The organism is Promicromonospora panici (assembly GCF_900608595.1).
GTDB classification, from domain to species: Bacteria; Actinomycetota; Actinomycetes; order Actinomycetales; family Cellulomonadaceae; genus Promicromonospora; species Promicromonospora panici.
Window position 1 is genome coordinate 148,496 of the sequence record NZ_UWYY01000003.1, and the last position, 12,639, is coordinate 161,134.

At 67.6% G+C, this 12,639-nt stretch carries 10 protein-coding genes; 4 read left to right on the forward strand and 6 right to left on the reverse strand.

The features are described 5' to 3' along the window. Nucleotides 1-27: 27 nt before the first annotated feature. Complete coding sequence (locus EW117_RS04210; RefSeq protein WP_165362456.1) at nucleotides 28-1,845, reverse strand: non-reducing end alpha-L-arabinofuranosidase family hydrolase; 1,818 nt, start codon at nucleotides 1,843-1,845, stop codon at nucleotides 28-30. Nucleotides 1,846-2,281: 436 nt separating this feature from the next. On the opposite strand from EW117_RS04210, the gene EW117_RS04215 reads away from it, so the two are divergent. Continuing rightward, entirely contained in the window at nucleotides 2,282-2,929 is a 648-nt protein-coding gene (locus EW117_RS04215; protein ID WP_129784021.1) for a hypothetical protein, read from the forward strand. Further along, nucleotides 2,827-4,044, forward strand: coding sequence for a WxL protein peptidoglycan domain-containing protein (locus tag EW117_RS04220; protein WP_129784023.1), 1,218 nt, complete (start codon nucleotides 2,827-2,829; stop codon nucleotides 4,042-4,044). The genes EW117_RS04215 and EW117_RS04220 overlap by 103 nt, the downstream gene beginning before the upstream one ends. A gap of 18 nt (nucleotides 4,045-4,062) precedes the next feature. On the opposite strand, the gene EW117_RS04225 is transcribed toward EW117_RS04220, so the two are convergent. Next, nucleotides 4,063-5,082, reverse strand: a complete 1,020-nt coding sequence (locus tag EW117_RS04225) for a LacI family DNA-binding transcriptional regulator (protein WP_129784025.1) — start codon at nucleotides 5,080-5,082, stop codon at nucleotides 4,063-4,065. A 361-nt stretch (nucleotides 5,083-5,443) separates the two neighbouring features. Continuing rightward, nucleotides 5,444-5,704: an alpha/beta fold hydrolase gene (locus EW117_RS29660; RefSeq protein WP_207211743.1), complete on the reverse strand. Its 261-nt coding sequence runs from the start codon at nucleotides 5,702-5,704 to the stop codon at nucleotides 5,444-5,446. Nucleotides 5,705-5,722: 18 nt separating this feature from the next. Between EW117_RS29660 and EW117_RS30745 the strand changes: the two genes are divergently transcribed. Beyond that, the gene (locus EW117_RS30745) at nucleotides 5,723-6,163 is read left to right on the forward strand and encodes a DUF2306 domain-containing protein (protein WP_422890252.1); all 441 of its coding nucleotides are present in this window, start codon (nucleotides 5,723-5,725) and stop codon (nucleotides 6,161-6,163) included. On the opposite strand, the gene EW117_RS04235 is transcribed toward EW117_RS30745, so the two are convergent. The 3 genes from EW117_RS04235 to EW117_RS04245 form a co-directional block, all read right to left on the reverse strand. After that, nucleotides 6,078-8,192, reverse strand: coding sequence for a beta-galactosidase (locus tag EW117_RS04235; protein ID WP_129784029.1), 2,115 nt, complete (start codon nucleotides 8,190-8,192; stop codon nucleotides 6,078-6,080). The two genes, EW117_RS30745 and EW117_RS04235, sit on opposite strands and share 86 nt — an antisense overlap. Before the next feature lie 141 nt (nucleotides 8,193-8,333). Beyond that, nucleotides 8,334-10,208, reverse strand: a complete 1,875-nt coding sequence (locus EW117_RS04240; protein ID WP_242504074.1) for a right-handed parallel beta-helix repeat-containing protein — start codon at nucleotides 10,206-10,208, stop codon at nucleotides 8,334-8,336. A 346-nt stretch (nucleotides 10,209-10,554) separates the two neighbouring features. Continuing rightward, on the reverse strand, nucleotides 10,555-11,331 hold the full coding sequence (locus EW117_RS04245) for a FadR/GntR family transcriptional regulator (RefSeq protein WP_242504075.1): 777 nt from the start codon (nucleotides 11,329-11,331) through the stop codon (nucleotides 10,555-10,557). Between the two features lie 111 nt (nucleotides 11,332-11,442). Here EW117_RS04245 and EW117_RS04250 point away from each other — a divergent pair, with 111 nt between their 5' ends. Then, nucleotides 11,443-12,612 (forward strand): mandelate racemase/muconate lactonizing enzyme family protein, encoded by a 1,170-nt coding sequence (locus tag EW117_RS04250; protein ID WP_129784031.1) that lies wholly within the window; start codon nucleotides 11,443-11,445, stop codon nucleotides 12,610-12,612. The last annotated feature ends 27 nt before the right edge of the window (nucleotides 12,613-12,639 follow it).

Consider the following 12,639-nt stretch of genomic DNA (forward strand, 5'->3'; position numbering starts at 1 on the left):
GAGTCCGCCCCGTAGGCTCGCCCGTCTCTACCCTGCGGTGTACTCGATCGTGCGCTCGTACGACACCGGTCCCGTCGACCCCTCCTTCATGGCGTCGACCGTGATCGTCCCGCTGGACTTCTCCGCGAGTCGCGTATTGAAGGCAACGGAGGTCGTCCTCCCCGGCATGAGATTCTGAATCGTCTTGGTTCCGAAGTCGGATGTGACGGTCAGCGACACCGGGGACGAGTCGTTGTTCGTCACGGACACGACGAGGTTGACCTTCCCGGCGACGGTCCTCTGCGACACGGACGACTCGACATCGACGCACATGTCGGAGATCGGGTTGCCGCCGACTGCCGTGAGCAGGCCGAGCTTGTACGGCAGGCTGACGTAGTCGGGCACTTGTGCCGTATGGGATACGCCCTGGTAGAGCATGCGCATCGGTTCGCACGGGTCGAGGGTGAGATCCTGATCGGATCCGGAGCGGATCATCTCACCGTGCGACACCTGGTCCTTCGACCAGATCTCGTTCTCGAAGGTCCGGTTCGCCGGGCCGGCGAAGGGGTCCGCCTCGGTCGCCGCCAGCGGCGTCCATGGACCCGCCAGATCGTCGGCGATCCAGGAGCTGAAGTAGCGCCCCGGGTGGCCGATCGCCTCGATCATGGTGATGTACTTGTCGGAGCCGTCGAGCTTGTAGGTCATGCTGGCTTCGAAGATGTTCTCGGTCGTGTCCTGGAGCTCGAGCTCGGGCGCGCTGAAGCCGCTCGGGAACTGCTCGATCGTCGTCTCTGCGCGCCAGAGCCTGCCGTTGTCCCCGGTGGCAAAGAGATGGCAGAGCTCCTCGTCGCAGATGTTGAAGAAGTCGAGCCATCCGCCGGTCTCCTGGATGACCGCCGGGGTCCCGTTCGGGTACAGAGGCCGTGGGGTGGTCCACGACATCGGGTCGTCGATGTTCGCCGTCGTGGAGTAGAACGGGTCGCCGGCTTGGTAGATGAGGTACCACAGCCCGTCGGGCTCGAAGAAGAACACCTGCGGAGCGGCGGTGTAACCCGCGCCGATGGGCGAGTCCGCCAGGTAGGTGATCGGCGCCTCGGCGGCTTCTGACCAGTCTGTGAAGCTGGTGGTGGCCATGCTCCAGCCGTTCTGGCTGGCTGTCGTCATGAACACGTGGTACTTGCCGTCAGCAAACACGACGGTGGGGTCCTTGACTCCGAGCGACGGGTGCTCCTCGGTGGGCTGCGGAACGATCACGGGGTCGCTGGAGGACCACTCGAACATCGGCTCCACCTCGAACAGCGCGACGTCGTCGACGTTGAAGTCCATCAGGTTCGACGCCGGGTCCGCGGAAGGATCGGGCACCCAAGGCGTCTCGATGAAGAGGCGTGCGCCCGTGACGACCTGCTCCTCGGGAATCGTGAACGAGCCCTTGATGGTCGTCCACTGCCCTCTCGTCGCGACCGCACGAGCGACGTTGTTGTATCGATCGCCGTAGGCCATCGTGAGGATGAACTCTTTGGCGTCCGGGCCAGCGGTGAACCTCACCTTCGCCGAGATGTCGTACGACGACCCGGGCGTGAGCTTTCCGCCAAGGTCCTGCCAGGGGCCGGACGACGTGCGCGTCCGCTCGGTCACCTTCAGGCTCGCCGCTCCGCTCGCAGCGACCTCCGTGTCGGTGGAAAGGACCCCTCCATCCGGACTCGTCCAGGGTGCGACCCCGTTCTCGAACCCTCCGTTGCTCACCAGATCGGCGCCGACGACTCTGGCCTCGGCGCCCGACGGCGGCACGGCCAGGCCGGCCACCACAAGGGCGGCGGCGATCGCGGTCGCGCCAAACCATCGAACTCTCATCGGTCTCACATGCATGACCAGCTCCTTTGCTGAGTGTTGCTGTTCCCGGCTCATCGCGCGCCCAGCGCTACGTAGCTGTCAAATGGGTTCGTACAGACCGGTTGTCGAATGTTACCGGGAACAAGAATGATTCCGAAAGGGTGCCGGCGAGTCGGTTTGAATCGGCAGGGGTCGCCTGAGGGTGCTGGCGTGCAGGAAGTAGCCCATCGAGGCGCCTGTCAGGTGGCTTGACCGGCGGCGAGTGCTGTGTGAGCGATCCATATGGATGAAAGTTGCCAGACTTGATCTTTGTTCCCGCTAACATTCCAACGGAACGTGGTCCACAGACGGAACGCGAAGAAGGCAACGATGCCGACCGAGGTCGCACGCGAAGCCTGAGAAGCGAATCGACAGCCTGGGGGCTAATCGCTTATTCGGCACGGCTGACGCCGACCGAGAAACTGGAGTCGTCATGAAGATCACCAAGGGCACCGCAGTCCGTTGCACGGCAGGCATCCTCGGCGGAGTGCTGCTGGCAGGCGTCGGCAGCACCGCCGCCTTCGCGGCGTGGCCGGACGAAGAGGACAGCTCGGGCGTCGACGTCAAGGTCGACATCGCCCCCGTGGCGGGCGGTGCGCTGAGCCTGACCGTCGACGGCACCGAATCCGTGCTGACCGAGACCGGCTCGACGGCCACCTACCGTCAGTTCACCGGTACCCTGCCGAACGTGACGGTGACGGACACTCGCACCGACGTGCCGGCCGGCGTGTACTGGTACGTCACTGGTCAGGCCGGCGACTTCACAGGGGCCGCCGGGCAGCCGAGCATCACGCCAGACCACCTCGGCTGGACGCCGGCGCTGGTGACGACCGGCAACGGCGAGGTCACCGCCGGCGATGCAGTCGCCACGTCGAAGGATGACCCGACGCCGCCGGTGCCGAACAACGTCGGTCTGGTCGGTCAGGAGATGCTCCAGATCGCGCTCGACTCGGCCGAGGCGAAGGCCGCGGCCGGGCAGTGGACGGCGAACGCAGACCTAGTCCTCAAGACCGACGTGAACGTCGCTCCGGGCAGCTACACGTCGCTGCTGACACTGTCACTTTTCGAAGACGCGTACTGAGCACCATCCGAACGAAGGGCTGGGCCGGGGCGACCGGCCCAGCCCTCGACCACCTGATCGGTATTCCCGTGAAATCTGTGCGACTGCGCCCTGTGCTGGTGAGCGTGCTGGCCGCGCTTGCCCTGCTTGGCGCACCCTCAGCGGCGGCTGGCGCCGAAGACGACGCGCCGATCTCGTGGTCGGTGGCGCCTGCCGACGGATCCGGACCGGACGGGCGCGTGCTCGTGGAGCACGCGGTCGACCCCGGTGAGACCGTGGAGGACTATCTGGCGGTGCGCAACCTCGGCGCCGAGCAGGTCACTTTCCGGCTTTCCGCCGCTGACGGCTTCTACAACGCGAACGGCCGGTTCGACATGCTCCGATCGGATCAGGAGTCGGTGGCGGCCGGAACCTGGATCAGCCTGCCGGACAGCGTCATCGTGGCGCCGGGTGCGACAGCGGTGGTTCCGTTCTCGCTGACGGTCCCCGCGGATGCGGAGCCGGGCGATCATGCTGCAGGCATCACCGCGTCCGTGATCTCCGGGGCGCACGGCGACGGCACCGGGGTGGGCGTGGAGAGCAGGGTCGGGTTCAAGGTGATGACGCAGGTCACCGGCCCGCTGATGCCGGCGTTCTCCGTCGAGCAGGTGCAGACCGACTACCTGCTCTCCTGGAACCCGTTCCGCGCCGGAGACATCGCGATGACGTTCACCGTGGTCAACACGGGGAACACCCGGCTGATGGTCGAGGGCGTGCTGGACGTGGCCGGCCGGAGAATCGCATTCCCCGCCGAGGCAGAGCGTCGAAGCGAGATCCTGCCGGGGGAGGAGAGGCCGTACGCCTTGGCCGTCGATGACGTCTGGCCGTTGTTCGGCTTCCCCGCCGACCTCACGGTCGCACCCGTGGTGTCCTCCAGCGCCGATGAGACGGCCGCGGTCCCACCCTCGGTTACGGCCCACTTCGTCTGGGCCATGCCTTGGCCCCAGCTGCTGACGCTCGTCGGCGTCGCCCTGCTGCTGATCGCGCTGCTCTGGAACCGTGTCCGTTCGCGTCGGCGGATCGACGCCCTCATCGAAGACGCCGTGGAGCGGGGACGAGCACAGGCGCGCGAGTCGGACGCGGTCGAGCGCCTATGACACCTCCGCCCGTGGACATCAACGCACCTCCCGAGGCGGCGCCGTGGATGCTCGGGTGACGATCTCGGTCGGGATCCGTGTGAACGCGGGGATCTCCCGTTCTTCGATCGCCGCACGCAGCATCTCGACCACCGCGACACCGAGGGCATGGAAATTCTGGCGGATCGTGGTCAGCGGTGGCAGAACGTGACGGGCGAGCGGGACATCATCGAAGCCGACCACACTCAAGTCGTTCGGGACATCGAATCCCTTGTCGTGCAAACCGTGGATGAGCCCGACCGCCATCTCGTCGTTCGCAGCGAAGACGGCGGTGTAGTCGGGCAGTCGGTTCAATCCCATCGCGAAGTCGTAGGCGAAGTCGGCGGTCCAGTCGCCCACCACGATCGGACGTTCGCGGATGCCCAACGACTTCGTCCTGGAGTGAAACGCGCGCTCCCTGGCACGCGCGTCGAGCCAATCGAGCGGACCGGAGATGTGCAGGATGTCCCGGTGTCCGAGCGCCACCAGATGGTCGACGAGCAGCACCGCTCCGGCATGCTGATCGATCGACACCGTCAGGAACGTGGGGTCGGCGTCAGCCTTCACGACGAGCATCGGCACGCTGATCACCACCCGACGCAGCGCGGCCACCGATGAGGATCGCGGCGCGATGACGCACAGTGCATCGATCCCCTGCATCATCAGACTCTCGACCGCCGCCTGCGGTGAGAGCCCATCACCCTCGTGCAGTGCGATCTGAGCAACGGAGTAGCCCGCACCGCGCGCTGCCAGCTCGATGGCGCTCAGGATACTGGTGGGTCCGAAAGCTCCGGAGCTCTCGACGATCACACCGATACGGCGGGATCGTTGCGTCGCCAGTGCGCGGGCCGCGAGATTCGGCCGGTAGTCGAGCTCCTCGATCGCCTCGAGCACCCGCCGACGCGTGTCCGGCTTGATGTTCGGGTGGTCGTTCAGCACGCGAGACACCGTCATGTGCGACACCCCGGCGATCACAGCCACCTGCCGGATGTTGGGCTTGTGCGATCCGACGCTCACCATACGCACCTCCGTCGGCCGCGCCTGCAGTGATGTTGCCGAGAACAGCTCTGTAGACGCAATCGTCGTGCTTCAGTCAACCATCTGGAGGATCGCATCGGCACGAGCGCCGTCGGTGACGACGGGATCCACCCAGACTTGGACGTTGCGATGATGCAGACACCGGTCGGGGATCCGCACAACGCTGACCACCGCGGCCGCGGTCAACGTGCCAAGTCCGAGTGGATCGTATCCCGGATTTCTGCCAGGGCGGTTGCAACGTAGATCTTGCGCACTCGGCTCTAGTCAGATACTTACCCCGTCAGGTCGACGTATGCAACGCCGCGGTACTCGGCCACGAACGCGTCAGCCGTGCGGCGCGCCGCTACCGGTTCGTCAGCGAGGAGCCCTCCAGGATCTCGACGAACTGCGTCGACTGCTCCTGCGCCACGTAGTGGTCGCAGCCGTCGAGGACTACCCCGGTGACATCGTCGGCTGCCAGCCGCATCGTCTCGGCGACCGCCGCTCCGGTGTACTTCGCACCGCCGATGGCGAGCACCGGCAGCGTCAGCCGGGTCCTCTTGCGCTGCTCGTTCTGCGTGATCGTCTCGTCCAGCGCTCGGTAGTACGCGAAGCTCGCCCGCAACCCGCGGGGTCAGCGACGATCGTATCGACGTACACGTCGATGGCGTACGTGGGGATCGCCTCCGGGGTGGCTGCCTTGCACCGGATCTGGATGATCCGGAACTACGCACTGACGTTCGCCGCGGTGCGCTTGCGTGTCTCCCTCCTCACCGGCACGGCGCTGATGCCGTCGTTCCCCAAACTGGAGTTCGAGGCTGTCTACGACGCCAGCGGGTGGGCTTCGATCGTCGTCAACGTGATGGTCGCCGAGTACTTCACCGTCCAGCGCACCCTCGCCCCGCTGGCACGGCGCAGGCAGCGCCGTCCGGCGGCGGCCATGACCGACCCCTCCTCCTGGACTCACCCCGATCAACCTTTGACGCGCACCCTCGCTCCTACTCCAGAAGGACACGGACGTCCCACGGCCCCAGCTCGACCAGCGCGTCGGCCTCCAGGGTCTCGGTGGAGAGGAGGTCCGTGACGTCGGTCGGCAGCCGCACCGAGCAGGCCTCCCACGACCAGTTGTGCAGGACTCGCAGACGACGACCTGCGGCCGTCGTCGCAGAGGTCGCCGTGACCGAACCGGTCGTCAGAGAGCTCCAGGCGTCCCTGTCAGCTGGCACCGCCCAGGACACCAACGCAGCCGAAAGCTCGGCGTTGGGCACGGTGCCGACGACGGTGACGCGCCCCAGCCCCGCCTCGGCGGTGGTGATCGCCGGGTACTGGCCGACCGCGGGGTGCTGATATCGGGCGAGGATCTGGACCGAGTCGTCCGAGACCTGCAAGTAGTCGACCCATGCTGTGCCGGCGGCGGCGTCGGGCAGCTCCAGTGCGCCGTCGGAGCCCATCACGCGCACCGGTGTCACCAGGTTGCCGAACTCCTGGTAGCTGACGCCGGCGGTGGCGGCGAGCCGCGCCGGCTTGACCTCCGTGCGCGCTCGGGCCTCGGTGTCCGCATATCCAGTGCGCGGTCCGAGCACCAGGTGTCCGCCCGCCTCGGCGTAGTCGCGCAACCAGTCGAGCAGCGCGTCGCTGGCCACGTAGAGCGCCGGCACCAGCAGGACGGGCAGCTCGGCGGCGACCTCGGCCGGTTCGCGGAGCCGCGTGCCGTCGCCCTGTTCGACCAGCTGGACGTCGTGGACGATTCGCACCGGCGCACCGGCCTCGAACGCTCCCCGGTAGAAGGCGTGCACTATCCGCTGGTAGCTGCCGGCGTCCGCGGAGCCGTCGTCGCGGGCGAGCGCCGGCTGACCTTCGAGGCCCCACATCGACTCGTTGGACCACAGCAGCCCCACGGTGGCGTCCGGGACGAGTCCGCTCAGGTGATCCTCGGCAGACTTGATCTCCGCACCCAGCGCGGCCAGCTGTTCGTAGACCCGCCCGGGCCGCTGATCGTGCGGGAGAATTCCGATCCAGTACGTCTCGGTACCGAAGTGCAGTGTGTGCCAGTGCCAGTACTCGATCATTCGTGCCCCCCGGACGATCATCGCCCAGGCGGCCTGTCGCCACTGGCCATCGAACGCGGGCGCGTTCATGGCCGGGCCGCCGATGGCCCCGGCATTCGTCTCGGTCACCAGGAACCGCGCCTGCTTCGAGGAGTACATCCGGTCTGCGCTGTGGAATATCGCCCAGGTCCCGCTCGTGGTCCAGCCCAGCGGGGGATGTTCTGTGGCGGGGAGAGCGAGACCGTCCTGCATCGCGTAGTAGGGATTGCCCGCGGTCACGTCCAGCGCTGCCGTCAGCTCCGGGTCCTGCGCTCCTGGCCTGTCGTAGGCGATGCAGGTGGTCACGAACTTCTCGGCGCCGGCGATCTCCCGGACGATCCCGGCCTGCCAGCCGATGAACTCGGTGACCATCCGGGCCTGGAACTTCCGCCAGGCGAGGTCGTACTGTGGCTGGGCGTTGTTGTCCGGTCGCCAGAGATCCGCCCAGGTGGTGAGCCGATGCGACCAGTAGACGAGTCCCCACTCCCGGTTCAGGGTCTCGACGTCGCCGTAGGTGCGGCGCAGGTCGTCGACGAAGGCCTGGAACACACCCTCGTTGTGCAGCAGCTCAAGACCGGGTTCGTTGTCCACCTGGAATCCGACCACTGCGGGATGGTCGTGGTAGCGCCCTACGACTGCGCGGATCACGCGCTCGGCGTGGAAGCGGTAGGCGGCGTGCGTCAGGTCCATCTCTTGACGGGCCCCCCAACCGATGCGCTCTCCGGTGCGTCGCTCTCCGGCGATCTCGGGATACTTGCGCGTCAGCCACGGGGGTACGGCGTAGGTGGGCGTACCCAGCACGACGGCGATCCGTCGCGAATGCGCGCCGTCCAGGACTGGCTGCAGCCAGTCAAGGTCGAACACTCCGTCCTCTGGCTCCCAGGTGGCCCATGTGGACTCGCCCACCCGGATCACGGTGAACCCAGCTTCCCGCATGAGGTCGAGATCCTGGTCAAGCCGAGGGGAGGGTTGGTACTCGTGGTAGTACGCGGCGCCGAAGAGCACGCGGTCGTCAATGTCTGTCAAGGCAACGAGGTCCTCATCTGGAGGGGTAGGTAAGACGGGCGACGGCGCCGATCGTGGTGGCCGTCAAGACTCCGCCGGCGGCAGGGCGCCCCCGCGCCAAGGACGTCGCGGGGGCCTCGCCGGCAGTGCGAGTAGCTGCCGTTACGGGGTCTCGGTCGCGGCGACTGTCTGGCACCGCGGGTCGATACCGCCGAGGTTGACGTTGAGCTCCGTGCGGTACTCGGGGGCGACACCCGCCGCGCAGATGACCTCCCACGCAGCGCTGGGCCAGTTGTTCCCGCTGACCCGCACGTTGCCGATCAGCCGGTTGTTGCGCTCCTCGGCGTTCGGCATCTGGGCCCCGCCGGAGTTGTACCAGTTCTCCTGCAGCGTGTTGTCGTTCGTGCCGTTGCCGGCGCTGTACGCGTTGGTGAACACCCACGGGTTCGAGCCGCTCAGGACGTTGTGCCGGGAGAGGATGTAGCGGCTGCCCTCGTCCAGATAGATGCCGACGCCGGAGACGTTGTACATGTAGTTGTTCTCGATCACCGTCCCCGGGCTCGCCGAGAGGTTGTAGATGTTGCCGGAGTCGGCGAAGTCGGCCTTGATGTCGTGCACGAGGTTGCCCGCGATCAGGTTGTCCTGGAGCGTCGTCGGCGTCCGGTAGAGCGGGTTGTGCTTGTAGTACCCGCGGCGGACGTACTCCTGGGAGCCGCCGGCGTCGTTGATCCCCCAGCCGTAACCGGTGTCGATTGCGTAGGCGAGGTTCTCGACCTCGTTGTGGACGATCTGCGCCCTGGTCACGTAGGTGCTGAGGATGCCGGAGTTGTCCTGGTACTCCACGGCGACGTGGCTGATGGTGTTGTTCTCGATGAGGATGTCCTGGTTCGTCATCCGGGGGTCGCTGGGATGATGCGCGTCCGCCCGAAGCCCGCCCACGAACAGGGCGTGGCCACCGACTTCGGTGAACACGTTGCCGGTCACGTCGATGTTGCTGGCGCCGAGCCCGATCCCGGTGAGCGTCGCGTTGTCGTCGTTGCCGATGCCGAGGCCCGACGACCCGAGGTTACGGAAGGTGTTCCGCTCGAACGTGATGTGGTCGGCGGCGGACACCTGCACGGCGGAAGGTTCCTGGAACCAGGTGTTGCGCGTCCGCTCGTACGCCTCGCAGCCGCGGCTGCAGCTGGTGAAGGCGTCGGCGGGGCGGTAGTCGTACTCGCCCTTGAGGTAGCCCCCGTTCTGCTGGCTGACGTAGCCCTCATTCGAGGAGGGGCCGAGCCAGGAGGTCCCGGTGAAGGTGATACCGCTGAACTCCAGGTTGGAGACGGGGGCGTCGTAGGTGCCGCCGACGCTGATGAGGGTCTCCACCCGTGGGAGCTCGATGTCGAGATCCTGTGGGTTCACGCCGTCCGCGGGCTTGTAGTAGAGCTTCCCCGCGTCGGGGTCGACGTACCACTCCCCCGCCTGGTCCAGGAAGCTGAGCGAGTTCGCCAGGAACCACTTCGACTCGGCGAGCAGCGAGTACTGCACCGTGTCCCAGCCCCACGTGTTGTTGTCCCAGGCGGGCTGGGCCATCGTGATCGTGCTGCCCGCGATGCTCTGCACCGGGGAGTAGCGGTCGGTGAAGTCGCCGAGCGACTCGAACTCGATCCGCTCCTGCCTTGGCAGGTCCGCCAGGTAGGCGAGGTCAGGGTTGTTGATCGTCATCCCCGTTGGGGTGAGCGTCAGGTCGCTCAGCGCCAGGGGGGTCGCGGCCCGCGGCGCGGCGACACCGTCGACGTAGAGCTGCCGGGTGTCGAGACCGGCCGGTATGTCCGCGACGTAGATGTTCGCGGCCTCGTCGTACTGCTGCCAGCCCGAGAGCTGGGTCGAGCCCGAGATCTCGGGGTGCGCGCCCGGAGCAGCCGTCCAGCGCACGGTGTGCCCGTTCCGGCCGCCGTCCTGCGCACGGAACTCGAGCGGGCGGTCGATGCGGTAGGTGCCGTCGGCGAGCACGACGGTGACATCGCCCTTCCCCTTGGCGGCCGCGTGTCGCACGACGCCCTGCACGTGCTCCAGCGAGCACGGGTTCTGCTCCTGGCACTGCCCGTGGTCGCGACCGTCGGGTGACGCGTAGTAGACAGCGTCCTTCTCCGGTGGTGCCGCCTGGGCGAGCGATGCGCCCAGACTGCTCAGGAGAAGGGCTGCCGCACCGACAGATCCGGCAGCCGCTCGCCACCGGCCCTTCCTTCGAACAGAAACTCCCCGCGTGCGTGACATCAATGTCATGGCTGTTCGCTTCCGTGATGTTGAGCAGGGCCGCTTTGCCCCCGGTCAACGGAATCATACGTATGACGTATGCGCAAGGATCGCCGGAGCAGAGGTCAGCGCTGGCGCAGCGGGCCTACTTGGCAGCCTTCGTCCCTCGATGGTCGGCCGGCCGCCGGCGCGTCCAGGCGTCCACGATGTGCGCGAGCATGGTCGAAGCCGCCTCGTCGGCCGACCCGGCCGCGATGGCGGCAAAGACCTGTTCGTGCTCCTGGAGGGTCTGCTCGTGGAAGGTGGCGGGCACGTCGACGGAGTACCGGCTGCTCTCCCGTGCCCGCTCGAACAGCGACCGCGCAATGCTCTCCGCCAGGCGGTTGTGCGACAGCGCCATCACGGTCTCGTGGAAGGCGACGTCGGCCGCCAGGAAGCGCGGGACGTCGTCGAGGGACGTCCGCATCTCCTCCAGGATGCCGCGCAGTGCCTCGAGCTCGGCGGGCGAGCGTGTGGCCGCCGTCTCCCGTGCCATTGCCGACTCCAGCTGCGCCCTGACCACCGTGAGCTCGTCGAGGACGCCCAGCGAGCGATCGTGGGCGATCAGCGCCTCGAGCACTACACGGTCGAGCATGTTCCAGGACCTGGTGGGCTGGACGACCGTGCCGCGGCCCTGGCTAACGGTCACGAGGCCTTTCTCCTCGAGCTTCTTGATCGACTCGCGCAGCACGGTCCGGCTGACGCCGAACTGCTGGCCGAGCGGCAGCTCGGGCGGGAGGGTGTCTCCGGGCTCCAGTTGGCCGGACACGATCAGGTCCACGAGCGCCTCGACCACCACGACCCCCAGACGCTTAGCCGGCGTCCGCAGGGGCAGCGAAAGCGCTCCGGTCATCTGGTCGTCAGCGCCATCGCGTTCCGTCATGTGTGAACTATAGCGAAGGGACCCAGGCCAGCAGACGTGTGATGTATGCTGTTTTGGGCGTCATGGCGGCGCCGCTACCCGATGTCGGGCCCGCGCCGAAGGACAGCAACTATGAAGATCACTGGCTTCCGCCCGCTCACGACTGTCCAGGACTGGGGGCGCCCGGTGGGGGACGTCAACGGTTTCATCGACGACGGGATCACCGAGGTCCCCCTGGTCGTGATCGAGACCGATGGCGGGCTGGAGGGTGTCGGCGTGGGATCGCACGCGGACCTGGACCGCCTCTTCCCCGCACTCGAGGGCCAGGACCCGCGGGCGACCTCCACCCTCCACGACCGCATGCTGGCGCACGTCTTCAAGAGCGGGCACGCGGGCGCCACCTTCGGCGGCGTCGGGGCGTTCGACATGGCGCTGTGGGACCTGAAGGCCAAGATGGCCGAAGAGCCGCTCTGGCGCACGCTCGGTGCCGCCGACCGCTTCGTCCCCGCCTACGCCTCAGCCCTCGAGGTCGCCGTGCCGGACGAGGACCTCGGGGCGCTGCTCCAGGGCTGGGTCGACCGGGGCTTCACCAGCGTCAAGATCAAGGGCGGCCTCGACCTCGACCGGGACGCCGCGCGGCTCCGCCTGGTCCGGGACCTCTTCCGGCAGAACACGCCGCGACCGGCGCTCATGCTCGACGCGAACGAGTCGTGGAGCCGCAAGCAGGCCGTCCGTCACATCAGCGAGCTGGAGCGCGAGTTCGACCTGACGTGGGTCGAGGAGCCGCTGCGCCGCTGGGACGCCGAAGGGATGGCGATGCTGACGCGCTCGGTCCGCGCGGCCGTCGCGACTGGTGAGAACCTGACGGGCCTCGAGCAGCTGCGTCCCCTGCTGGACGCGGGCGCGGTCGACATCGTGCAGGTGGGCAGCATGTGGGGCGTGACGCACTTTCTCCGCGTCGCGTTCGTGGCCCACGCGCACGACCTGCCCGTCAGCCCGGTCGGCTCGCTCGCCAGCCCGGTGTGGCACGCGGCCGCTGCCGTCCCCAACCATCTAACGCTCGAGGTGCAGAGCCTGACCGACCCCGTGGGCCTGCACACCGACCACGAGGTGGCCGACGGCGGCGTCGTCCTCGGCGACGAGCCAGGCAATGGCCTCTCGGTCGACGAGCATGCCATCACCGAGGTTCACGGCCGTGCGGGATGGTCCCGGGCGTCCGGGCCGCACGTCCGCCCGGCACGCGCCGGCCTGCGGCTCGTCGCGGAGGAAGCCTCGGGCCGCCTGTCGTCCGAAGGCCGCTGAGCCCGACAAGGCCCCCGGATGCCGGGT

Excerpts from the sequence above, each read along its gene's own strand:
- EW117_RS04210 (WP_165362456.1), bottom strand. The coding sequence starts at position 1,845 with ATGCATGTGAGACCGATGAGAGTTCGATGGTTTGGCGCGACCGCGATC.
- EW117_RS04215 (WP_129784021.1), top strand. The coding sequence starts at position 2,282 with ATGAAGATCACCAAGGGCACCGCAGTCCGTTGCACGGCAGGCATCCTC.
- EW117_RS04225 (WP_129784025.1), bottom strand. The coding sequence starts at position 5,082 with ATGGTGAGCGTCGGATCGCACAAGCCCAACATCCGGCAGGTGGCTGTG.
- EW117_RS04245 (WP_242504075.1), bottom strand. The coding sequence starts at position 11,331 with ATGACGGAACGCGATGGCGCTGACGACCAGATGACCGGAGCGCTTTCG.
- EW117_RS04250 (WP_129784031.1), top strand. The coding sequence starts at position 11,443 with ATGAAGATCACTGGCTTCCGCCCGCTCACGACTGTCCAGGACTGGGGG.